22 protein-coding genes and 1 pseudogene are annotated in these 21964 nt (G+C 72.4%); 15 read left to right on the forward strand and 8 right to left on the reverse strand.

The annotated features are described in order from the left end of the window. Positions 1–201: pseudogene (locus tag PV410_RS16740) on the reverse strand (MFS transporter); the annotation flags it as partial. 72 nt (positions 202–273) lie between these two features. Then, the gene (locus tag PV410_RS16745; RefSeq protein WP_500325305.1) at positions 274–1497 is read right to left on the reverse strand and encodes an MFS transporter; all 1224 of its coding nucleotides are present in this window, start codon (positions 1495–1497) and stop codon (positions 274–276) included. A 78-nt stretch (positions 1498–1575) separates the two neighbouring features. Between PV410_RS16745 and PV410_RS16750 the strand changes: the two genes are divergently transcribed. Then, positions 1576–2550 (forward strand): ArsR/SmtB family transcription factor, encoded by a 975-nt coding sequence (locus tag PV410_RS16750; RefSeq protein ID WP_500325307.1) that lies wholly within the window; start codon positions 1576–1578, stop codon positions 2548–2550. 36 nt (positions 2551–2586) lie between these two features. Here the strand turns inward: PV410_RS16750 and PV410_RS16755 are convergent, their stop codons facing one another. Together PV410_RS16755 and PV410_RS16760 are read right to left on the reverse strand one after the other, a co-directional pair. Next, positions 2587–2880: an MTH1187 family thiamine-binding protein gene (locus PV410_RS16755; RefSeq protein ID WP_500325309.1), complete on the reverse strand. Its 294-nt coding sequence runs from the start codon at positions 2878–2880 to the stop codon at positions 2587–2589. Then, complete coding sequence (locus PV410_RS16760; RefSeq protein ID WP_500325311.1) at positions 2877–3230, reverse strand: DUF3817 domain-containing protein; 354 nt, start codon at positions 3228–3230, stop codon at positions 2877–2879. The genes PV410_RS16755 and PV410_RS16760 overlap by 4 nt, the downstream gene beginning before the upstream one ends. Positions 3231–3440: 210 nt before the next feature. On the opposite strand from PV410_RS16760, the gene PV410_RS16765 reads away from it, so the two are divergent. From PV410_RS16765 to PV410_RS16785, 5 genes are all read left to right on the forward strand, one after another. Continuing rightward, positions 3441–4268, forward strand: a complete 828-nt coding sequence (locus PV410_RS16765) for a DUF2127 domain-containing protein (RefSeq protein WP_500325313.1) — start codon at positions 3441–3443, stop codon at positions 4266–4268. A 3-nt stretch (positions 4269–4271) separates the two neighbouring features. Further along, positions 4272–4910 carry an AIM24 family protein gene (locus PV410_RS16770; RefSeq protein ID WP_500325314.1) on the forward strand — a complete coding sequence of 213 codons (639 nt, stop codon included), beginning with the start codon at positions 4272–4274 and terminating at the stop codon, positions 4908–4910. Continuing rightward, on the forward strand, positions 4910–5560 hold the full coding sequence (locus PV410_RS16775; RefSeq protein WP_500325316.1) for an AIM24 family protein: 651 nt from the start codon (positions 4910–4912) through the stop codon (positions 5558–5560). Before PV410_RS16770 ends, PV410_RS16775 begins: the two co-directional genes overlap by 1 nt. Then, positions 5557–6333: an AIM24 family protein gene (locus PV410_RS16780; protein ID WP_500325318.1), complete on the forward strand. Its 777-nt coding sequence runs from the start codon at positions 5557–5559 to the stop codon at positions 6331–6333. The genes PV410_RS16775 and PV410_RS16780 overlap by 4 nt, the downstream gene beginning before the upstream one ends. 64 nt (positions 6334–6397) lie before the next feature. Continuing rightward, positions 6398–6874, forward strand: coding sequence for a MarR family winged helix-turn-helix transcriptional regulator (locus tag PV410_RS16785; protein WP_500325319.1), 477 nt, complete (start codon positions 6398–6400; stop codon positions 6872–6874). Between the two features lie 42 nt (positions 6875–6916). Here PV410_RS16785 and meaB read toward each other — a convergent pair whose 3' ends face one another. Further along, entirely contained in the window at positions 6917–7873 is a 957-nt protein-coding gene (gene meaB, locus PV410_RS16790; protein ID WP_499514056.1) for a methylmalonyl Co-A mutase-associated GTPase MeaB, read from the reverse strand. A gap of 157 nt (positions 7874–8030) precedes the next feature. Next, positions 8031–9206: an acetyl-CoA C-acetyltransferase gene (locus PV410_RS16795; RefSeq protein ID WP_500325565.1), complete on the reverse strand. Its 1176-nt coding sequence runs from the start codon at positions 9204–9206 to the stop codon at positions 8031–8033. Between the two features lie 172 nt (positions 9207–9378). Between PV410_RS16795 and mce the strand changes: the two genes are divergently transcribed. The 7 genes from mce (at position 9379) to PV410_RS16830 (ending at position 19029) form a co-directional block, all read left to right on the forward strand. Further along, a complete protein-coding gene (gene mce, locus PV410_RS16800) occupies positions 9379–9807 on the forward strand; it encodes a methylmalonyl-CoA epimerase (RefSeq protein WP_361800906.1) in 429 nt (142 codons plus the stop codon). 178 nt (positions 9808–9985) lie between these two features. Continuing rightward, positions 9986–13882, forward strand: coding sequence for a polarized growth protein Scy (gene scy / locus PV410_RS16805; RefSeq protein WP_500325321.1), 3897 nt, complete (start codon positions 9986–9988; stop codon positions 13880–13882). Positions 13883–13985: 103 nt separating this feature from the next. Beyond that, entirely contained in the window at positions 13986–14918 is a 933-nt protein-coding gene (locus PV410_RS16810; protein WP_018563504.1) for a coiled-coil domain-containing protein, read from the forward strand. A gap of 131 nt (positions 14919–15049) precedes the next feature. Continuing rightward, a complete protein-coding gene (locus PV410_RS16815; RefSeq protein WP_500325323.1) occupies positions 15050–16036 on the forward strand; it encodes an ABC transporter ATP-binding protein in 987 nt (328 codons plus the stop codon). A 1-nt stretch (position 16037) separates the two neighbouring features. Beyond that, positions 16038–16814, forward strand: a complete 777-nt coding sequence (locus PV410_RS16820) for an ABC transporter permease (RefSeq protein ID WP_500325325.1) — start codon at positions 16038–16040, stop codon at positions 16812–16814. Positions 16815–16927: 113 nt separating this feature from the next. Next, the gene (locus tag PV410_RS16825) at positions 16928–18166 is read left to right on the forward strand and encodes an ABC transporter ATP-binding protein (RefSeq protein WP_500325327.1); all 1239 of its coding nucleotides are present in this window, start codon (positions 16928–16930) and stop codon (positions 18164–18166) included. Further along, positions 18163–19029: an ABC transporter permease gene (locus PV410_RS16830; RefSeq protein ID WP_500325328.1), complete on the forward strand. Its 867-nt coding sequence runs from the start codon at positions 18163–18165 to the stop codon at positions 19027–19029. Before PV410_RS16825 ends, PV410_RS16830 begins: the two co-directional genes overlap by 4 nt. Positions 19030–19057: 28 nt before the next feature. Here the strand turns inward: PV410_RS16830 and PV410_RS16835 are convergent, their stop codons facing one another. Further along, the gene (locus PV410_RS16835) at positions 19058–19381 is read right to left on the reverse strand and encodes an Rv1322 family protein (RefSeq protein ID WP_500325329.1); all 324 of its coding nucleotides are present in this window, start codon (positions 19379–19381) and stop codon (positions 19058–19060) included. A gap of 214 nt (positions 19382–19595) precedes the next feature. Between PV410_RS16835 and PV410_RS16840 the strand changes: the two genes are divergently transcribed. After that, positions 19596–20621 (forward strand): LLM class flavin-dependent oxidoreductase, encoded by a 1026-nt coding sequence (locus PV410_RS16840; RefSeq protein WP_500325330.1) that lies wholly within the window; start codon positions 19596–19598, stop codon positions 20619–20621. Positions 20622–20674: 53 nt separating this feature from the next. Here the strand turns inward: PV410_RS16840 and PV410_RS16845 are convergent, their stop codons facing one another. Next, positions 20675–21067, reverse strand: coding sequence for an SCO5389 family protein (locus PV410_RS16845; protein WP_018563511.1), 393 nt, complete (start codon positions 21065–21067; stop codon positions 20675–20677). A 186-nt stretch (positions 21068–21253) separates the two neighbouring features. On the opposite strand from PV410_RS16845, the gene nucS reads away from it, so the two are divergent. Next, positions 21254–21916, forward strand: coding sequence for an endonuclease NucS (gene nucS, locus PV410_RS16850; protein ID WP_500325332.1), 663 nt, complete (start codon positions 21254–21256; stop codon positions 21914–21916). Positions 21917–21964 lie beyond the last annotated feature (48 nt).

Consider the following 21964-nt stretch of genomic DNA (forward strand, 5'->3'; position numbering starts at 1 on the left):
CACCAGCAGGACGCACACCGTCCCCGCACCCCCCGCCACCGCCGTCACCGCATGCGGCCGGACGAACTCCGCCGCCCCACCCGCCACCGCCATCCCCAGACACTGGATCGTCATCAACCCCGCCGACTGCAACGTCATCGCCCGCCCCCGCAACCCCTCCGGCACCGCCGCCACGAACCACTGAGCTGAACCTCCCCCGGCCGCCCTCGCACCGCTCGGCCCCAAGGGGCCTCACCGGCTTCGGACGCCTGCGCCGGGCTCCGCCCGGCCCCCTCACACCCCGCCGACGGCAGTCCCCCGCACCCGCGCCAGCACCAGCAGGACGCACACCGTCCCCGCACCCCCCGCCACCGCCGTCACCGCATGCGGCCGGACGAACTCCGCCGCCCCACCCGCCACCGCCATCCCCAGACCCTGGATCGTCATCAACCCCGCCGACTGCAACGTCATCGCCCGCCCCCGCAACCCCTCCGGCACCGCCGCCACGAACCACTGATCGAGGCCGAGGGTGTAGGCGGCCGTCAGCCCCGTGGTGAACATCGCGGCGACGGCCAGGGGCAGCGAGGGGCGCAGGGCGAAGAGGGCGTACGGGAGGAGGGAGCACGCGGCGAGGGGGACGGTGAGGCGGGCGCGCGCGGCCGGGGGCAGGAAGGCGCCCGCGAGGAGTTCGCCGAGGACGGTGCCGACGGGCATCGCGGCCATGAAGAGGCCGAGGCCCGGGGTGCCGGCGCCGATGGAGTCGGTGTACGGGGCCGCGAGCGCCTCCGGGAACACCACGAAGAACGGCTGGATCCAGCAGAGCAGCAGCAGGGACCGCACCCGGGGGTCCCGCAGCAGGCGGCCGCTGCCGCCGGCGGAGCGCGCCGCGCCGCCGCCGCGCGCGGGGCGCCGCGCGGTGCCGAGGCGCAGCAGCAGGGCGGAGCCCAGGAAGGCCGCCACGGTGATCGCCAGCGCGGCCCGGGGCGGCAGGAGGACCAGCAGGAACCCGCCGACGCCGAAGCCCACGATCTGCGCGCCCTGGGCGACCATGCGGATCAGGGACCGGCCCAGCACGAAGGTGTCGCCGGGCAGGATGTCGGCCAGGCTCGCGGCCCGGGTGCCGGTGAACACCGGGGCGATCATCGCCATCACGCACCGCAGGCCGAGCAGGACCGCGATCGGCGTCCCGGGCAGCACCATCCCGGCCGCGCACGCTGCGCACAGCAGGTCGCACACGACCAGCACCCGGCGCGGCGGGAAGCGGTCGGAGATCCCGGCGAGCAGGGTGCCGCTGAGCGCGTACGGCACGAAGCCGAGCGCGAAGGTGAGCGCGGTCAGCAGCGGCGACCCGGTGAGCCGGAAGACCAGCACGGACAGCGCGATCTCGGCGACCACGGTGCCCTGGAGCGACAGTACGTGTGCCGCGAAGACCGCCCGGAACTCCCGTACGGCGAAGACCGCGCGGTAGCCGCGCCCGGCGGCCGGGCCCGCCGCGGTGGTGTCGGTGTTCAGCGTCATGGGCGCAGCCTGGCGGCCGGGACGGGGCACGCCGTAGTGTTTCGGCTCCAGCCGAAAGTCGAGGAGCAGGGGTCCGCCGTGCCGTTCCGTATGCGCTTCGGACCGGACGACCTGTTGCGCTGCCGGTTCGCGCTCTCCCCGCTGTGGGAGACCGAGGGGGCCGTCCGCACCCTGAAGGAGCCCGGGCTGCAGACGTACCACGTGCCGTGGTTGCGGCAGACCCGTGAGGCGGCCCGGGCCCTCGACCTCACCCCGCTGTGGCTGCTGATGCCCCGCCCCGGCCACAGCCCGGACTTCCTCTGCCCGCCCCCGCTGGGCCCGTCGGCGGCCATCGAGGACGAGCTCGCCCGGGTACGGGCCACCGATCCGGAGGTCGCCCGGCAGGACATGGCCCGTTCGCTGGCGGACACCCCGGGCGCCGCCGACAGCCCGCGCGGCCGGGCGATGCTGGCCGACCCGGCGCGCGCGGTACGGGAACTGGCGGATCTGTACGAGCGCGCCTGGGAGACGCTGGTGGCGCCGTACTGGCCCCGGTTGCGTGCCGTGCTGGAGGCCGACATCGCCTTCCGCGCGCGCCGGCTGGCCGACGGCGGGCTGACGGGCCTCTTCGCCGACCTCCATCCCTCGCTAAGCTGGGCGGACGACACCCTCACGCTGCACAAGCCGACGGAGCACGACCGGGACCTGGGCGGCGACGGCCTGGTCCTGGCGCCCAGCGTCTTCGTGTGGCCGGACCTCGCGGCGGGCTTCGACCCGCCCTGGCAGGGCACCGTCGTCTATCCGGCGCGCGGCATCGGCGGCCTGTGGCAGACCCCGCAGGCCGCCTCCGGGGCCCTGGTGCGGCTGCTCGGCGCCAACCGGGCGGCCATCCTCGGCGGTCTGGGCGAGCCGGCGACCACGACCGCGCTCGCCCACCGGCACGGCCTCGCCGTGTCATCGGTGTCGGCGCACCTGTCGGTCCTGCGGGACGCAGGGTTGCTCACCTCGCGCCGCTACGGCCACCAGGTGCTGTACGAGCGCACCCCGCTGGGCAGCGCGCTGGCCGACGACTGACCGCCGGGACGCGGAACGCCGCGGGGTGCGGAACGGCTACTGCGCGAGGTGCCGCTCGACGGTCTCCACCTTGGAGGTGAGCCCGTCGGTGACGCCGGGCCGGATGTCGGCCTTGAGGACCACCGAGACGCGCGGTGCCCGGGCCTCGACGGCTGCCACGGCGCGCTTGACGACATCCATGACCTCGTCCCATTCGCCCTCGATGGAGGTGAACATCGCGTCGGTGCGGTGGGGCAGCCCCGACTCGCGCACCACACGGACCGCGTCGGCCACGTACGCGCCGACGTCCTCGCCGACGCCGAGCGGGGTGACGGAGAAGGCGACGATCATGCCTCGACCACGCCTTCCTTGAGCTCCTTGCGCGCGCGGGCGGCGATGACACCGGCCTCGGCCTCGCGGCGGAGCCTGCGCTCGGCGAAGAAGCCGCCAGTGGGGAGGACGGACAGCACGAAGTACAGCGCGGCGCGGCCGAGCGGCCACTTGGCACGGTTCCAGGCGTCCAGCCAGAACACGACGTAGAGCACGAAGAGGACGCCGTGGATCATGCCCATGACGGGGACCGCGTTGAAGTCCGTGGTGCGCTTGAGCACCGAGCAGACCAGCAGGAGCAGGAAGGAGACCGCCTCTGGGGCGGAGACCAGGCGGAGCCGGTTCAGGGCGGAGGCGGTCTTGATGTCCACGGGACCTCACTATCGGGACAGGGACTGCGGCGGGCGTGGGCACTGCGATCGAGTGTTTGTGAATGCGATCACAAGTGTTCCGCCCATTATCACCCGGCCCTCCGGCCGCCCCGCCCCCGGGGCCCCCGGGGGAACAGGTGAACCATCGGCGCGCGGGACGCGTCCCCCTCCACGACGGAAGACGAACCGCCCTCTCGAGGAAGAAGCGGGATGAAGCTGGACTGGGACCGCCGGCACTGCGCCCGGCGCGGGCACATCACGTACGCGCCCGACGAGGCGCACCTGCGGGAGCGGCTGCGCGCCGACACCGCGCTGGGAGAAGTGTGGCGCTGCCTGCGCTGCGGCGACTTCGCCCTGGGCGCGCCGCACGGCTCGGGCCCGGCCGACCGGGCGCCCGAGGTGCCGCGCGGCCGGGCGCTGCGCGACCTGTTCATCCTGCGCTTCCTGGCGGTCGAGCGGCTGCTGCGGGGGGCGTTCATCGTCGTCGCGGCCTGGGCCGTGTGGCGGTTCAGCAACTCGCAGGACTCGGTGCGCCGGTTCTTCGAGGAGAACCTCACCGTCTTCCGCCCGGTCTTCCGGCACTTCCACTACGACCTCGACCACTCCCCCGTCGTGGACACCATCCGCCGCACCTTCGAGTACCGGCACTCGACGCTGCTGATCGTGGCGGGCGCGCTGCTCGCGTACGCGGTGATCGAGATCGTCGAGGCCGTCGGCCTGTGGGCGGCCAAGCGGTGGGCGGAGTACCTGACGGTGGTGGCGACCGCGGCCTTCCTGCCGCTGGAGGTCTGGGAGCTCACCGAGAAGGTGAGCTACCTCAAGATCGGCACGCTGGTCCTCAACGTCCTCGCCGTCCTCTACATCCTGCTCTCCAAGCGGCTGTTCGGGCTGCGCGGCGGTCACACGGCCTTCGAGGCCGAGCGCCGCGGCGCCTCGCTGCTGGAGGTCGAGGAGGCGGCGGGAGCGCCGCACGGAACCACTGCACCCCATGTGACGCGGACCCTGGTGACGGGTTCCTCCCGGACGGATACGGTCTGACCCGTGGCTCAGTTTCGATTGCAGGGCAGCAAGGTGCTCGCCGTGGACATGGCCGGCGACGCCGTCAAGGCGAAGAACGGCTCGATGGTCGCGTACGACGGCCAGATGAGCTTCAAGAAGATGTCCGGGGGCGGTGAGGGCCTGCGCGGCATGGTCACCCGGCGGCTGACCGGGGAGTCGATGGAGGTCATGGAGGTGCGCGGGCAGGGCACCTGCTACTTCGCCGACCGCGCGAGCGAGATCAACCTCGTCCGCCTGAACGGGGAGAAGCTGTACGTCGAGGCCAGCAACCTGCTCGCCACCGAGGCGGCGCTGCGCACCGGCACCACCTTCACCGGCCTGCGCGGTGCCTCGCAGGGCAACGGCCTGTTCACCACCACGGTGGAGGGCGTCGGCCAGGCGGCGATCACCTCCGACGGCCCGGCCGTGGTGCTGCGCGTCGCCCCCGGCCTGCCGCTGCAGGTGGACCCGGGCGCGTACGTGGCGCACACCGGCAACCTCCAGCAGCACTTCCAGGCGGGCATCAGCTGGCGGTCGGTGATCGGCGAGTCGGGCGGCGAGTCCTTCCAGATCCGCTTCGAGGGCGACGGCCTGGTGTACGTCCAGCCCAGCGAGCGCAACACCATCGGGGGGCAGGTCTGATGCCGTTCACCCGCGTCAACTCCAAGATGGTCGAGGCCCAGGTGCTGCCGGGCCAGCGGCTGTTCAGCCAGCGCGGCGCGATGCTGGCCTACCGGGGGAACGTGAGCTTCACCCCCAACGTGCAGGGCGGCCAGGGCGGCATCGGCTCGATGATCGGCCGCCGGCTCGCCAACGAGGCGACGCCGCTGATGACCGTCGAGGGCCACGGCTCGGTGATGTTCGGCCACGGTGGCCACCACGTGCACTGCGTCGACCTGACCGCCGACACCCTGTACGTCGAGGCGGACCGGCTGCTGGCCTTCGACGGCTCGCTGCGGCAGGGCACGATGTTCATGGGGTCCCAGGGCGGCGTCATGGGCGTCATCCGCGGTCAGGTCACCGGTCAGGGCCTGTTCACCACGACCCTGCAGGGGCACGGCGCGGTCGCGGTGATGGCCCACGGCGGCGTCATCGAGCTGCCGATCACCCCGCAGCGCCCGGTGCACGTCGACCCCCAGGCGTACGTCGCCCACCGCGGCGACGTACGCAACAAGCTGTCCACCGCGCTCGGCTGGCGCGACATGGTGGGCCGCGGTTCCGGTGAGGCGTTCCAGCTGGAGCTGTCGGGGCAGGGCACGGTCTACGTGCAGGCGAGTGAGGAGAAGCTGTGAGCACCGGACCCGTCGTCCACGACCCGTACACCCTGCCGGTCGACGACAACGTCAACCCCTACGCCTTCAGCGTCGACCTGAAGGGCCAGTGGTTCCTGCAGAAGGGGAAGATGATCGCCTACTACGGGCAGATCAGCTTCCACGGCATCGGCCACGGCGCCCTCGACGGCCTGATCCGCAGCAACTTCCACTCCCCGCTGCACGCCTCGGACTGGGTGGTCGCCGAGGGCCAGGGCAAGATGATCCTCGCCGACCGGGCGTTCGACGTGAACTCCTTCGACCTGGAGGACGGCAACCTGACCATCCGGTCGGGCAACTTGCTGGCCTTCCAGCCGGGCCTGTCGCTCAAGCAGTCGATCATCCCGGGCTTCCTCACCCTGATCGGCACGGGGAAGTTCGTGGCGGCCTCCAACGGAGCCGTGCACTTCGTCGAGCCTCCGGTCCGTGTCGACCCGCAGGCGCTGGTGGGATGGGCGGACTGCCCCTCCCCCTGCCACCATTACGACCACGGGTACATGCGCGGCGTACTGGGCGGCCTGCGGGCGCTGACCGGCGTCGGCGGCACCTCGGGCGAGGAGCACCAGTTCGAGTTCGTCGGCGCGGGGCAGGTGCTGCTCCAGTCGAGCGAGGTCCTCATGCCCGAGCAGGCCACGGGCGCGGTCCCGCACGAGGCCGGCGTCCCGGGCGGCGGAGCGGGCGCCCCGGGCATGCCTCAGGGCGTGCCGAGGCTCCCGGGACAGCTCGGGGACCTGCAGCGCCGCTTCGGTCTGTGAAGCTACCGACACGTATCGGGACCCCGAATAATCCGGATTTCAACTTTCTGGGTATAATTCCATCATGGAGACAGAGACCGGCACCCTTTGGCTGACCGCCGACGAGCAGCGCACCTGGCGCATCCACCTGGAGGTCAGCAAGTTGCTGACCCACCAGCTCGAACGGGACCTGCAGCCGTTCGGTCTGACGTACAACGACTACGAGATCCTGGTGAACCTCTCGGAGTCGCCCGAGCACCGCATGCGGATGAGCGACCTGGCCCGTGCCACCCTGCAGTCCAAGAGCCGGCTGTCCCACCAGATCAGCCGGATGGAGACCGCGGGCCTGGTCCGCCGCGAGAACTGCGAGTCCGACCGGCGCGGACTGTTCGCCGTCCTCACCGAGGACGGCTGGGAGACCATGCGCAAGGTCGCCCCGCACCACGTCGTCGCCGTCCGGGAGCACTTCATCGACCTGCTCCCGGCCGAGGACCTGGCAGCACTGCGCAGGGCCCTCCACCCCGTCGCGGACCACCTGCGCGCGGTGCGCGGCAAGGCCTGACCCACCCGGCGGCCCGTTCGCCCGCGCCCCCGGGCGCGGGCGTCAGGCCTGCTCGGTGAGGCCGGCGACCAGTTCGTCGGCGGCGGCGTACGGGTCCAGCTCGCCCGCGACGATGCGCTCGGCGAGCGCGCCGAGGCGGCGGTCGCCGTGGAGGTCGCCGATGCGCTCGCGCAGCGTGGTGACGGCGATGTGCTCGACCTCCAGGGCCGCGCGGCGCAGCCGGCGCTCCGCGAGCACGCCGTGCTCCTCCATCCAGGCCCGGTGCTTCTCCAGGGCCTCGACCACCTCGTCGATGCCCTCCCCGCGGGCGGCGACCGTCTTGACGATCGGGGGGCGCCAGTCGCCCGGCCCGCGGGCCTCGCCCAGGCCCAGCATGTGGTTGAGCTCGCGGGCGGTCGCCTCGGCACCGTCCCGGTCGGCCTTGTTGACGACGTACACGTCGCCGATCTCGAGGATGCCGGCCTTCGCCGCCTGGATGCCGTCGCCCATGCCCGGCGCCAGCAGCACCACGCAGGTGTCGGCCTGGGCGGCGATCTCCACCTCGGACTGGCCGACGCCGACGGTCTCCACCAGGATCACGTCGCAGCCGGCCGCGTCGAGCACGCGGATCGCCTGCGGCGCCGCCCAGGCCAGACCACCCAGGTGGCCGCGGGTGGCCATGGAGCGGATGTAGACGCCGGGGTCGGAGGCGTGGTCGCTCATCCGGACCCGGTCGCCGAGCAGGGCTCCCCCGCTGAACGGCGAGGAGGGGTCCACGGCCAGCACCCCGACCCGCTTCCCGGCCCGCCGGTACGCCGAGACCAGCGCGGACGTCGACGTGGACTTGCCGACGCCCGGTGAGCCGGTCAGGCCGACCACGTACGCGCCACCGGTCAGCGGCGCGAGCGCGGCCATCACCTCCCGCAGCTGCGGGGACGCCCCCTCCACCAGTGAGATCAGCCGGGCGACCGCCCGCGGGCGGCCCTGCCGTGCCTGCTCCACCAGGGTGGGGACGTCCATCGCTGTGCTCCTCTTTTTTTCAGGGCTCGGTTCGCCTCCGGTTCGCTCAGCCGTCGCCGACGGTCGACCGTGCTCGCCCGCTCGTTCCTCGCGGGCTCCGCGCGCTCTCCCTTTCGGCAACGGCCGCTCCCCTTCGGCTCACCCGCCGTTCGTACTGCTACTTGCCCGGCACGCGGATGATCAGGGCGTCGCCCTGGCCGCCGCCGCCGCACAGGGCCGCCGCGCCCACGCCGCCGCCGCGGCGCTTCAGCTCCAGGGCGAGGTGCAGGACGATACGGGCACCGGACATGCCGATCGGGTGACCGAGGGCGATGGCGCCGCCGTTGACGTTCACCTTTTCAGGTGTCACGCCCAGGTCCTTCATGGACTGCACGGACACCGCCGCGAAGGCCTCGTTGATCTCGATCAGGTCCAGGTCGCCGACGGACAGCCCCTCCTTCTTCAGGGCGTGCGCGATGGCGTTGGACGGCTGCGACTGCAGCGAGTTGTCCGGGCCGGCCACGTTGCCGTGGGCGCCGATCTCGGCGATCCACTCCAGGCCCAGCTCCTCGGCCTTGGCCTTGCTCATCACGACCACCGCGGCGGCGCCGTCGGAGATCTGCGAGGAGGTGCCCGCGGTGATCGTGCCCTCCTTGCTGAAGGCGGGGCGCAGCTTGGCCAGCGACTCGGCCGTGGTCTCCGCGCGGATGCCCTCGTCCTTGGCGAAGACCACCGGCTCGCCCTTGCGCTGCGGGATCTCCACCGGGGTGATCTCGGCCTCGAACAGGCCGTTCTTCTGCGCGGCGGCCGCCCGCTGGTGGGAGAGCGCGGCGATCTCGTCCTGCTCGGCGCGGCCGATGCCCAGGCGTGTGTTGTGCTTCTCGGTGGACTCGCCCATGGCGATGTCCTCGAAGGCGTCGGTGAGACCGTCGTACGCCATGGCGTCCAGCATCTGGACGGCGCCGTACTTGAAGCCCTCGCGGGACTTCGGCAGCAGGTGCGGGGCGTTGGTCATCGACTCCTGGCCGCCGGCCACGACGACGTCGAACTCACCCGCCCGGATCAACTGGTCGGCGAGGGCGATGGCGTCCAGACCGGACAGGCAGACCTTGTTGATCGTCAGCGCCGGCACGCTCATCGGGATGCCGGCCTTGACCGCGGCCTGACGGGCCGGGATCTGCCCGGCACCCGCCTGGAGCACCTGGCCCATGATCACGTACTGCACCTGGTCACCGCCGATGCCGGCCCGGTCCAGGGCGGCCTTGATGGCGACGGCGCCGAGTTCGGCGCCGGAGAAGGTGCGCAGCGAGCCGAGCAGCCGGCCCATGGGAGTGCGCGCACCCGCGACGATCACGGACGTTCGTGCCTGGCTGGTCATGACGCGGCCCCTTTGCACGGAGGGAAGGTTAACGATGGTTTTCGAGGGTGCTGTCAATGTACTGAGGGGTGGAGCCGGCGGTCACCCGGCAGACGGTGTGATCGCGCGCACGTTGCGTGACCATGCGGACCGGCGGTCCACTGGAGTCATGCTGACGCGAATCGACCACATCGGCATCGCCTGCTTCGACCTCGACAAGACCGTCGAGTTCTACCGTGCCACCTACGGCTTCGAGGTGTTCCACACCGAGGTGAACGAGGAACAGGGCGTGCGCGAGGCCATGCTCAAGATCAACGAGACCTCCGACGGCGGGGCCTCCTACCTCCAGCTGCTGGAGCCCACCCGCGAGGACTCCACCGTCGCCAAGTGGCTGGCCAAGAACGGAGAGGGGGTGCACCACATCGCCTTCGGGACCGAGGACGTCGACGGGGACGCGGCGGCCGTCCGCGACAAGGGCGTGCGGGTGCTCTACGACAGCCCGCGCACGGGTTCCATGGGGTCGCGGATCACCTTCCTGCACCCCAAGGACTGCCACGGTGTGCTCACCGAGCTCGTCACCTCGGCCAAGGACCACTGACCGGAGACGACTCGCCCCGGTAGAGTGGCCTGGCGACCCCGGGGTGGGCTGGGGTACCTGCCCGCGCTTCGGCGTGGGATCGGACACAATTCTCCGCAAGGCCCCGCGGTAAACGGGGCCCCGGGGAATCTCACTCGGTTGGCGGGTGGGTACACCAGGAGACGGATGGGACCGCGGAGTGCGGGGCTACGACCGCTACGAGGTTGAGGACGACCACCTCTCGCAGTTCGAGGCCGAGATGGAGCGGCTTCGTAAGGAGCGGGACAAGGTCGTCCAGCATGCTGACGACCTCGGCTACCAGGTCGAGGTGCTGCGCGCCAAGCTGCACGAGGCGCGCCGTAACCTCGCGACGCGTCCTGCCTACGACAACCTCGGCCACCAGGCCGACCAGTTGCTGCGCAACGCCCAGATCCAGGCCGACCAGCTGCGCGCCGACGCCGAGCGGGAGCTGCGCGAGGCGCGCGCGGCCACCCAGCGGCTGCTCCAGGAGCAGGCCGAGCACCAGGCCCGGGTGGAGGCCGAGTGGCACGCCGAGGCCGTCGCCCGGCGCCGGCGGCTGGACGAGGAACTGGCGGATCGCCGCACCAACGTCGAGAGCCACGTCAACGAGAACGTGGCCTGGGCCGAGCAGCTCCGCGCCCGTGCCGAGGCGCAGGCGCGCCGGCTCATGGAGGAGACCCGAGCGGAGTCGGAGGCCGCGCTGGCCGCCGCCCGCGCCGAGGCCCAGCGGATCGCCGAGGGCGCCCGCGACCGGCTGGAGTCGGAGTCCACGACCGCCCGCGCCGAGGCCGACCAGTTGCTGCGCCGCGCCCGCGCGGACGCCGAGCGGCTGCTGAACGCCGCGGCCAGCCAGGCCCAGGAGGCCACCACCCAGGCCGAGCAGCTGCGCGCCTCCACCCAGAGCGACACCGAACACGCCCGCACCCAGGCCGGCGAGCTCTCCCGCTCCGCCGAGGAGAAGCTGCGCGAGGCCCAGGAGAAGCTGCGCGAGGCGCAGAGCGAGTCCGACCGGCTGCGCGAGGAGGCCGCGGCCAACGCCGCCAAGCGGCTGGCCACCGTCGACGCCGACAACGAGCAGCGCACCCGTACGGCCAAGGCCGAGGTGGCCCGGCTGGTCGCCGAGGCCACCAAGGAGGCGGAGGCCGCCAAGGCCGAGGCCGAGCAGATCCTCGCCGACGCCAGGACCGAGGCCGAACGGCTGCACAGCCAGGCCCAGGAGACCGCCAAGTCCGAGGCGGCCGAGGACGCGGCGGCGGCCCTCGCCAAGGCGGCCCGCACCGCCGAGGAGGTCCTCAACAAGGCCACCGAGGACGCCCGTGCCACCACCCGCGCGGCGAGCGAGGAGGCCGAGCGCATCCGCCGCGAGGCGGAGACCGAGGCGGACCGGCTGCGCGGCCAGGCCGAGGAGTCGGCCGAGGAGCTGCTCGGCACCGCCAAGGACGACACCAAGGAGTACCGCGCCAAGACGGTCGAGCTGCAGGAGGAGGCCCGCAGGCTGCGCGGCGAGGCCGAGCAGCTGCGCGCCGAGGCGGTCGCCGAGGGCGAGCGCATCCGCGGCGAGGCGCGGCGCGAGGCCGTGCAGCAGATCGAGGAGGCGGCCCGGTCCGCCGAGGAGCTGCTGACCAAGGCGAAGGCCGAGGCCGCGGAGCACCGGCAGAAGGCGACCGTCGACTCCGAGAAGGCCCGTACCGAGGCGATCGAGCGCGCCGCGGCGCTGCGCAGGCAGGCCGACGAGCTGCTGGAGCGCGCCCGGGGCGAGGCCGAGCAGGTGCGCACCGAGGCCGAGCAGCAGGCCGAGCAGGTACGAGAGGACGCCGAGGGCGCCGGCCAGGTGCTGCGCGAGGAGGCCGAACGGGCCGCCCAGCGGCTGCGCGACGACGCCGAGGCCGATCTGGTCCGGCTGCGCGAGGAGGCCGAGCGCCGCATCACCGCGGCCGAGGAGGCGCTGCGCGAGGCCCGCACAGAGGCGGAGCGGCTGCGCCGCGAGACCGCCGAGGAGGCGGCCACGCTGCGCACGGAGGTCGCCGAGCGCGTCAGGGCGCTGCAGGAGCAGGCCGAGCAGGAGACGGTGCGGCTGCGGGACGAGGCCGCGGCCGACGCGTCGCAGACCCGGGCCGAGGCCGAGCAGCTCGCCGTCCGGCTGCGGGGCGACGCCGCCGCCGAGGCCGAGCAGTTGCGCACCGACGCCCAGGAGACCGCCGACCGCCTCCGCTCGGAGGCGCAGGAGACCGCGGGACGGTTGCGGGCCGAGGCGGCCGAGGCGCTGTCCGCCGCCCAGGAGGAGGCCGCACGCCGCCGCCGCGAGGCCGAGGAGTTGCTGGCCGCGGCCCGCGGCGAGGCGGAGCAGGAGCGCGCCCAGGCCGGTCGCGAGGGCGAGGAGCTGCTGGCGGCCGCCCGCAAGCGGGTGGAGGAGGCCGGCGCCGAGGCGGAACGGCTGGTCGCCGAGGCCGAGCGGCACGCCGCCGAGCTGGTCGGCGCGGCCGAGCAGACCGCCCAGCAGGTGCGGGACTCGGTCAACGGGCTGCACGAGCAGGCCGAGGAGGAGATCGCCGGGCTGCGCTCGGCGGCCGAGCACGCCGCGGAACGCCTGCGGTCCGAGGCCCAGGAGGCCGCGGACCGGCTGCACGCGGACGCCAACGCCGAGCGCGAGCGCGCCACCGAGGACGCCCAGCGGCTGCGGCGCGAGTCGCAGGAGGAGGCCGAGGAGGCCCGGCAGCTCGCCGACCGCACCGTCGGCGAGGCGATCGAGGAGGCGGACCGGCTGCGGGTGGAGACCCGCGACGAGTCCAACCGGCAGCGGGTGGAGGCCGCGGAACAGGCCGACCGGCTGCTCACCGAGGCGATCGAGGAGGCCGACCGGCTCCGCGCCGACGCCGCCGCCCGGGCCGAGGAGACCGTGGGCAAGGCGCAGCGCGACGCCGAGCGGCTGGCCATCCTGGCCAAGGACGCACTCGACTCCGCCGAGCGCGACGCCGAGGAGCGCCGCCGTGCGGCCGAGGAGGCGCTGGGCACCGCCGAGGCGGAGGCCCGCCGCATCCTCGACGAGGCGCGCGACGAGGCCAACAAGCGCCGCACGGAAGCGGCCCAGCAGGCCGACCAGCTGATCACCAGGGCCCGCGCCGAAGCGGAGCGGCTGGGCATCCTCGCCAAGGACGCACTCGACTCCGCCGAGCGCGACGCCGAGGCGGCCCGCTCGGAGTCCGACCGGATCCGGGACGAGGCGCGCGAGGACGCCAACAAGCGCCGCGCCGAGGCCGCAGGGCAGGCGGACGAGCTGATCTCCCAGGCGCAGGGCGAGGCGCTCAAGATCGGCACCACCGCGGAGGAGCAGGCCGACACGATGGTCGGCGCCGCCCGCAAGGAGGCCGACCGGATCGTCGGCGAGGCCACCTCCGAGAGCAACGGCATGGTGGAGCGGGCCCGTACGGACGCCGACACGCTGCTGGAGGAGGCCCGCAGGGACGCCACCGCCATCCGCGAGCGCGCGGAGGAGCTGCGGCAGCGCGTCGAGGCCGAGGTCGAGGAACTGCACGAGCGGGCCCGTAGCGAGTCGGCCGCCACGATGAAGTCGGCGGGCGAGCGGGTCGACAAGCTGGTCGAGGCCGCCACCGAGCAGCTGGAGAAGGCCGAGGCCAAGGCCCGCGAGCTGGTCACGGAAGCCGAGGCCAGGGCCGAGGAGACCCGGTCCACCGCGAGCGCGGAGGCCAGCAAGGTCCGCATCGCCGCGGTGAAGAAGGCCGAGGAACTGCTCAAGGGGGCCGAGCAGAAGAAGAACGACACGGAGCGGGAGGCGGAGCGGGTGCGGAGCGAGGCCCGCGTCGAGGCCGAGCGCATCGTGACCGAAGGCAAGAAGGAGCTCGAGGTGCTGAGCCGGCGCCGCCAGGACATCAACGCGGAGATCACCCGTGTGCAGGATGTCCTTGAGGCACTGGAGTCATTCCAGCAGCCGATCGACGGGGGAAAGAGCAACAGTCAGAACGCCACGCAGAACGGTAAGAACACGGTCACTGCAGGTGCAGCGGCCGGCACGACCCGGACAGGGAGCAAGCGGTCCGACGATGCGCCACTCGATTGAGCGGTCATTGTGCACAGTTACTGGACAGTGACTGTAAGACACGCCGCTTGGGCCCCTAGGATTCCCCCTATCACCCCACCCGGTCTGAATTGACAGGAACCCCATGAGCGACACTTCCTCCCCCTTCGGCTTCGAGCTCGTGCGGCGCGGATACGACCGCGGGCAGGTGGACGACCGCATCACCAAGCTCGTCGCCGACCGTGACAGTGCACTGGCCCGGATCAATGCGCTGGAGAAGCGCATCGAGGAACTCCACCTCGAGACCCAGAACGCGCAGGCGCAGGTCAACGACGCCGAGCCGTCGTACGCCGGTCTCGGCGCGCGGGTGGAGAAGATCCTCCGCCTCGCCGAGGAGGAGGCGAAGGACCTGCGCGAGGAGGCCCGCCGGGCCGCCGAGCAGCACCGCGAGCTGGCCGAGTCCGCCGCCACCCAGGTGCGCAACGACGCCGAGTCCTACGCCGCCGAGCGCAAGACCAAGGCCGAGGACGAGGGCGAGCGCATCGTCGAGAAGGCCAAGGGTGAGGCCGGCCAGCTGCGCGCCGACGCGCAGAAGGACGCGCAGGCCAAGCGCGAGGAGGCGGACGCCCTCTTCGAGGAGACCCGTGCCAAGGCGGCCCAGGCCGCGGCCGACTTCGAGACCAACCTGGCCAAGCGCCGCGAGCAGTCCGAGCGTGACCTGGCGTCCCGTCAGGCCAAGGCCGAGAAGCGCCTCGCCGAGATCGAGCACCGCGCCGAGCAGCTCCGCCTGGAGGCCGAGAAGCTGCGCACCGACGCCGAGCGCCGGGCCCGCCAGACGGTGGAGACCGCGCAGCGCCAGGCCGAGGACATCGTGGCCGACGCGAACGCCAAGGCGGACCGCATCCGCAGCGAATCCGAGCGCGAGCTGGCGGCGCTCACCAACCGCCGCGACAGCATCAACGCCCAGCTGACCAACGTCCGCGAGATGCTGGCCACGCTGACCGGTGCGGCGGTCGCCGCGGCCGGCGCCCCCGCCGACGACGAGCCCGTCTCGCGCGGCGTCCCGGCCCAGCGCTGACGTCCCACCGGTCTTCCGGAGCACATCGAGCCCCCTGTCCCCTCGGCAGGGGGCTCGGTCGTGTGCGGGAGCGCAAACGGGGGCGTGAATTCCGCGTGCATCGCGCGCCGCGGCCAAATAGTGTATGCGGCATGATCGAGCTGCAGGGGCTGACCAAGCGGTACGGCGACAAGACCGCGGTGGACGACCTCACCTTCACGGTGCGGCCGGGGGTGGTGACCGGCTTCCTCGGCCCCAACGGGGCGGGCAAGTCGACGACGATGCGCATGATGCTGGACCTGGACAATCCGACCAGCGGCAGCATCCGCATCGACGGCAAGCACTACCGCGAACTCCACGAACCGCTCAAGCACATCGGGGCGTTGCTCGAGGCCAAGGCCATCCACGGCGGCCGCACGGCGTACAACCACCTGCTGTGCCTGGCCCAGTCCAACCGCATCCCGGCCCGCCGGGTCGACGAGGTGCTGGAGACCGTCGGTCTCGCGCCCGTCGCCAAGAAGCGTTCCAAGGGGTTCTCCCTCGGCATGGGACAGCGTCTCGGTATCGCCGCGGCGCTGCTGGGCGACCCCGAGATCCTGATGTTCGACGAGCCGGTCAACGGACTGGACCCGGAGGGCATCCACTGGATCCGCAACCTGATGAAGGGGCTGGCCGCGCAGGGCCGCACGGTCTTCGTCTCCAGCCACCTCATGAGCGAGATGGCGCTCACCGCCGAGCACCTGATCGTGATCGGCCGCGGCAAGCTGATGGCGGACACGACGATGGCGGACTTCATCGCCGAGAACTCCCGCTCCTACGTGCGCGTCCGCACCCCCGAGCCGGAGAAGTTCAGGGACGCGCTGGCGGCCGCGTCGATCACCTCGGTGGTCGACGACGAGGGCGCCTTCGAGATCGAGGGCGCGGAGTCCGCCAAGATCGGTGAACTCGCCGCCCGGCACCAACTGGTGCTGCACGAGCTCAGCCCCCAGCAGGCCTCCCTGGAGCAGGCCTTCATGCAACTCACCGCCGAGTCGGTGGAGTACCACGCCGGTGGGGCCGCGGCGGAGGCCGGCGAGGCCGCGGCCCCCGCGGCCCAGTGGGGCGCCGCCTGGAACACGCACACCGGAAAGGAAGCCTGACATGGCAGCGACCACCGCTGTTCTGCAGTCGGAGTGGACCAAGGTCAGGACCGTCCGGTCGACCGTGTGGACGCTGGCGTCCGCCGCCGTCCTGACCATCGTCATCAGCGGTCTGTTCTGCCTGCTCTTCCGCACCCAGTGGGACACCATCGAAGAGGGCGCCCGCGCCCAGTTCGACGCCACCGCCCAGAGCCTGTCCGGTCTCTTCCTCGGTCAACTCGCGCTGATCACCTTCGGCGTGCTGATCATCTCCAGCGAGTACAGCACGGGCATGATCAGGGCCTCGCTCTCGGCGGTACCGCAGCGTGCGACCTTCTACCTCTCCAAGGTCGCCGTCGCCGCCGGCATCACCTTCGTCCTCGGGGTGATCGTCAGCTTCGTCTCCTTCTTCATCGGGCAGGCCGTCCTCGGCGGTGACCTCGACACCTCGATCAGCGATCCGGGGGTGCTGCGCGCGGTCTTCGGGGCCGGCCTCTACATGACGCTGATGGTGCTCTTCGCGGTCGGCGTCGCGACGATGCTGCGCAGCCCGCTGGTCTCACTGGGCATCCTCATCCCCTTCTTCTTCCTGATCTCCGGGATCCTCTCGGCCGTGCCGGGCGCCAAGGAGGTGGCCCGGTACTTCCCGGACCAGGCCGGCAGCAAGATCATGCGGGCCACGATCGCCCCGGACGACCCCGCCCCGTACAGCGCGTGGGGCGGACTCGGCATCATGGCGCTGTGGGTGGTCGTCGCGCTGATCGGCGGCTACGCGCTGCTGAAGAAGCGGGACGCCTGACCGCTCCCGGGCAATTCCGGCCTCACGGGGCGGGAACCGATCCCGCCCCGCTAGCCTCCTAATCCTCATGGGGGCGAGCGCCGCCCCGCGGACTGTTCGTCGAGGGGCGGAGCATGATCGAGGCAGTCGGCCTCACCAAGACCTACGGCAGCAAGACGGCCGTGTACAACCTGTCCTTCCAGGTGCGGCCCGGCATGGTGACCGGCTTCCTGGGGCCCAACGGCTCCGGGAAGTCGACCACGATGCGGATGATCCTGGGCCTGGACACGCCCACGGCCGGACGCGTGACCGTCGGCGGACAGCCGTTCCGGCAGCTGCCCAACGCCCCGCGCCGGGTGGGCGCGCTGCTGGACGCCAAGGCCGTGCACGGCGGGCGCAGCGCGCGCCAGCACCTGCTGTGCCTGGCGCAGTTGTCCGGGATCCCGGCCCGCCGGGTGGACGAGGTGCTGGGCGTGGTGGGCCTGCAGGAGGTCGCGCGCAGGCGCTCCAAGGGCTTCTCGCTCGGCATGGGGCAGCGCCTCGGCATCGCGGCGGCGCTGCTGGGCGACCCCGAGGTGCTGCTCTTCGACGAGCCGGTCAACGGTCTGGACCCGGAGGGCATCCACTGGGTACGCCATCTGATGCGCAAGCTCGCCTCGGAGGGCCGTACGGTCTTCGTCTCCTCGCACCTGATGAGCGAGATGGCGCTCACCGCGGACCACCTGATCGTGATCGGCCGCGGGCAGCTGCTGGCCGACATGAGCGTCAAGGACTTCATCGCGCGCAACTCCACCGGCTTCGCCGTGGTCCGCACCCCGGACGTGGCCGCGGACCGGGACAGGCTCACGAAGGCGCTGACCGAGGCGGGCGCGCAGGTGCAGCAGGAACAGGACGGCGCGCTGCGCGTGACCGGTCTTGAACTGCCGCGGATCAGCGACGTCGCGCACGAGTCCGAGGTGCGGCTGTGGGAGCTCTCGCCCCACCAGGCCTCGCTCGAGGAGGCCTACATGCGCCTCACCAACAGCGCCGTCGACTACCGCTCCACCGCCGACCCGCGGCAGGGCCTGCAGCAGCCCGGCGGTGCGCCGGCCCCCGGCGGCTGGGGCATGCCGCCGCAGGCGCCCTACCCGCAGCCCGTCCCGCAGCAACCGCCGTACGGGTACGGCTACGGGCACCCGCAGCCCCCGGTGCCGCCGTACGCGGCGCCGGTGCCGCCGGCCCCCGGCGCGGCGCCTGCCGCGCCCGTGAACCCGTACGCGCAGCCGCCCGTGCCGCCCGGCGCCCCCGTACCGCCGGCGGTGCCCGCCGCTCCCGCGGCTCCCGCCGCCCCGCCCGCCCCGCAGCCGACCCAGCCCGTCGAGGACGCCCGATGACCGCCCCCGTCCACCCGGCTCCGCAGTTCTCCTCCACCGTCCCGGTGCAGAGGACCCACCTCGGCCACGCGCTGAAGTCCGAGTGGACCAAGATCCGTACGGTGCGCTCCACGCTGTGGACGCTCGGCGTCATGCTGCTGCTGATCCTCGGCATCAACCTGCTCGTCGTCGGCCTGGGCTCGACCGAGAACGTCTCCGACCCGGTGCTCGGCTTCGGCCTGTTCGGGGTGCTCCTCGGCCAGCTCTGCGTCATGACGCTCGGCGTGCTGGTGATCAGTTCCGAGTACGGCACGGGCATGATCCGCACGACCCTCACCGCGTGCCCGCAGCGCGGCCGGGTGCTCACCGCGAAGGCGATCGTCTTCTTCGCGCTGACCTTCACCGTCACCACCGTGGCCTGCGCGCTCACCGCGCTGATGAACTACGCCACCTTCGGCGGCAGGTCCGTGGGCGACGACACCTACGTGGGCGCTCGGCTCGTCATCGAGGACGGCCTCACCACCGCGAGCGGCACCCAGTGGCTGGGCGCCACCGTCGGCGTCGGCCTGTACGTGGCGCTGCTCGGGCTGCTCTCGCTGGCCGTGGGCGCGCTGCTGCGGCACTCCGCGGGCGCGATCACCACGATGATGGGCGTGGTCCTGCTGCCGCTGATCATCGCGATCTTCATGCAGTCGGACAGCCTCCGCAAGGTGCAGGAGAAGCTGATCGAGTACTCCTCCCCCAACGCCATCGCGTCGCTCTACCAGATGCCGATGCTGGAGAACGGCGACGCCGACGGCGTGCGCCAGTTGATCGGGCTCGCGATCATCACGGCCGTCGCCCTGGGCGCGGCCTACGCGGCGCTCGCCAAGCGCGACGTCTGACCCGGGACACCGGGCTTCCGCTCCACGGTCAGTACCGGGGGGCGTTCCGGGACCGCTGGAGCCGTGCGCTCCGGCGGTCCCTGGCGTTCCAGCAGGCGGTGTGCCAGTGGCGCCGGTCCTCCACGCCGCCGTGCTCCGGCCAGGCCACCAGGTGCCCGACGCCCGGCGGGATCTCCTGGTCGCAACCGGGGCAGCGGTAGTGCTTGCCAGCCGGACTCCCGCTCAGCTGGCGGACGGTCCACTGCTCGCCCTGCCAGCTCTCCACACGCTCCGGGCCCCTGGCCGGTCCGGCCTCGGGACGCTCCTCGACTCTGCCGGCGGCGCCTCGGGGGCGGTTTCGGCGCGGGGACACGGGCACACACCTCATGCGGTTCGGGGGACTCGGGGCCGCCAACCAGCGTACGCGTAGCGCGGACCGTGCCGGGTACCCGGTCGGGGAACCCCCCATTCCGGCCATCGCCGCGAAAATCATGAAATCGCGGTGCGCGGACCGTGCCTTTGGCACGTGTCAGGCGTTAGTGCCAGTAGGGGAGCCGTGTCGGCCACCGAGGAAGGTGTGAAGCACGATGCGTGTCGGTACTTTCGTCCTCGCCGCCCAGTTCCCGGGGCAGGGACCGGGGGAGGCGCTGCACCGCGCGGTGCGGTCCGCAGAGGCGGCGGAGCGGGCCGGGCTGGACTCCGTATGGCTGGCGGAGCACCACTTCGTGCCGTACGGCGTGTGCCCGTCGGCTGTGACGCTCGCCGCGCTGCTGCTGGGCAGGACGCGCCGGATCGGGATCGGTACGGCCGTGAGCGTCCTGCCGACCGCGCACCCCGTGGCGCTCGGCGAGCAGGCGGCGCTGCTGCACATCGCCTCGGGCGGCCGCTTCACGCTGGGCGTGGGCCGCGGCGGCCCCTGGGTGGACCTGGAGGTCTTCGGCGCCGGACTCGCCGCCTTCGAGAAGGGTTTCCCCGAGTCGCTGGACCTGCTGCTGCGCTGGCTCCGTGAGCCGCGCGTGGGGGCCTCGGGTGAACGATTCGCCTTCCGCGAGGTCGACGTCGTGCCGCGGGCGGACGAGTTCGAGGAGCCCAGCGGGCCGCCGGTCGTCGTCGCCTGCACCTCGCCGGGCAGCGTCCGGCTCGCGGCACGCAGGGGTCTGCCGATGCTGCTCGGCATGCACTGCGGCGACGAGGACAAAGCTGCCATGGTCGCAATGTGGCAGGCCGAGGCGCGCGATGCGGGGCTTTCACCCGAAATGGTGGCCACGGCGGAACATGTCTCCGCGGGCGTCGTACAGATCGCGGACCGCCGTGCGGACGCCGTGGAGACCCTCACCAAGGCGATGCCCGGCTGGCTCCAGCGGGGTCTCGCCGCGCACCGCACGGTCGACGGCCGGCCCCGGACGATGCGCGATCCGCTCGCCTACACCGAACTCCTCTGCGACCTCCACCCCGTGGGCCCGCCCGCGCTGTGCGCCGACCGGCTGGCCGCCACCGCCGAGCGGACCGGCATCAGCCGCTTCGCCCTGCTCGTCGAGGGCTCCGGCGATCTCGCGGCCACCGAGGAGAACGTGGCGCGGCTCGGCAGCGAAGTGCTCCCGCAATTGGCCTGATTGAAACATCAAAGAGCAGTGGTGCGACCAACGGCGGGAGCACCCTGCCCGGTTCAGCAGTCCCGCAGCTCCGGGGACTGGTTCAGCAGCTGTGCGCGTACGGAGGTGAAGGTGGCGTAACGCCCGTCGACCGCCGGGTCCAGCGGGAACACCGCGACCCGGTGGCAGTTCTGGAACGCCAGCCGGACCCCGAAGTGCCGCTGCAGGGCCCCCCGTATCGCGTCACTCGCCAGGGCGCGGAGCAGCTGCCCGCGCGCGTGCTCGTCCGGCGGAGGTACCTGGTTGTCGGCGAACTCGCCGCCGTCCACCTTGAGTTGTGCCGCCAGAGAGCTGATCATGTCCCATGCGTAAGGCAGGGAAGTCCGGACGCAGTCGACGAATTCCCGTTCGTCGACCTCGCCTCGCTCGGCCTGTTCGAGGAGGGCCGGTGAGACGTCGAGCGACATGAGTACTCCTCTCGTGACCCCCCTGTCCGAGGAGTCAGACGGACTACGGAGAGAAGCCGCCCAGAGTTCTCCCGCGCGACGGCTTCCACCCACAACCGTAGGCGGAGAGGTCCCATGACACTAGGCGCGAGCGCTCACAACAGGCCATTTTCCGACCGCGCCCGGTAGCGAGTAACGTTGCCGACCATGCGTCTCGTCATCGCCCGTTGCTCCGTGGACTACGCGGGCCGGCTCTCCGCCCATCTGCCGTCGGCCACCAGGCTGCTCCTGGTCAAGGCCGACGGCAGCGTCTCCGTCCACGCCGACGACCGTGCCTACAAGCCGCTGAACTGGATGTCGCCGCCCTGCACGCTCAAGGAGGGTGGGGACGGGGTCTGGACGGTCACCAACAAGGCCGGCGAGCAGCTGATCATCACCATCGAGGACGTGCTGCACGACTCCACGCACGAACTCGGGGTCGACCCCGGCCTGATCAAGGACGGCGTCGAGGCCCACCTCCAGGAGCTGCTGGCCGACCGCATGGAGGTGCTCGGCGAGGGCTGGAGCCTCGTCCGCCGCGAGTACCCGACGGCCATCGGCCCGGTGGACATCCTGGGCCGGGACGCGTCCGGCACGACCGTCGCCGTCGAGATCAAGCGCCGCGGAGAGATCGACGGCGTCGAGCAGCTCACCCGCTACCTCGAACTCCTCAACCGGGACCCCCTGCTGGCGCCCGTGAAGGGCGTCTTCGCGGCCCAGGAGATCAAGCCGCAGGCGCGCGTCCTCGCCACGGACCGCGGCATCGACTGCGTCGTCCTCGACTACGACGCGCTGCGCGGCATCGAGGACGACAAGCTCCGCCTCTTCTGACCCCAGGTCCCGGAGCGGCCGCGGGCACGCACCACGGCGCGGCCCGGC

The sequence above is a fragment of the Streptomyces sp. PA03-5A genome (genome assembly GCF_033792725.1).
GTDB lineage: Bacteria > Actinomycetota > Actinomycetes > Streptomycetales > Streptomycetaceae > Actinacidiphila.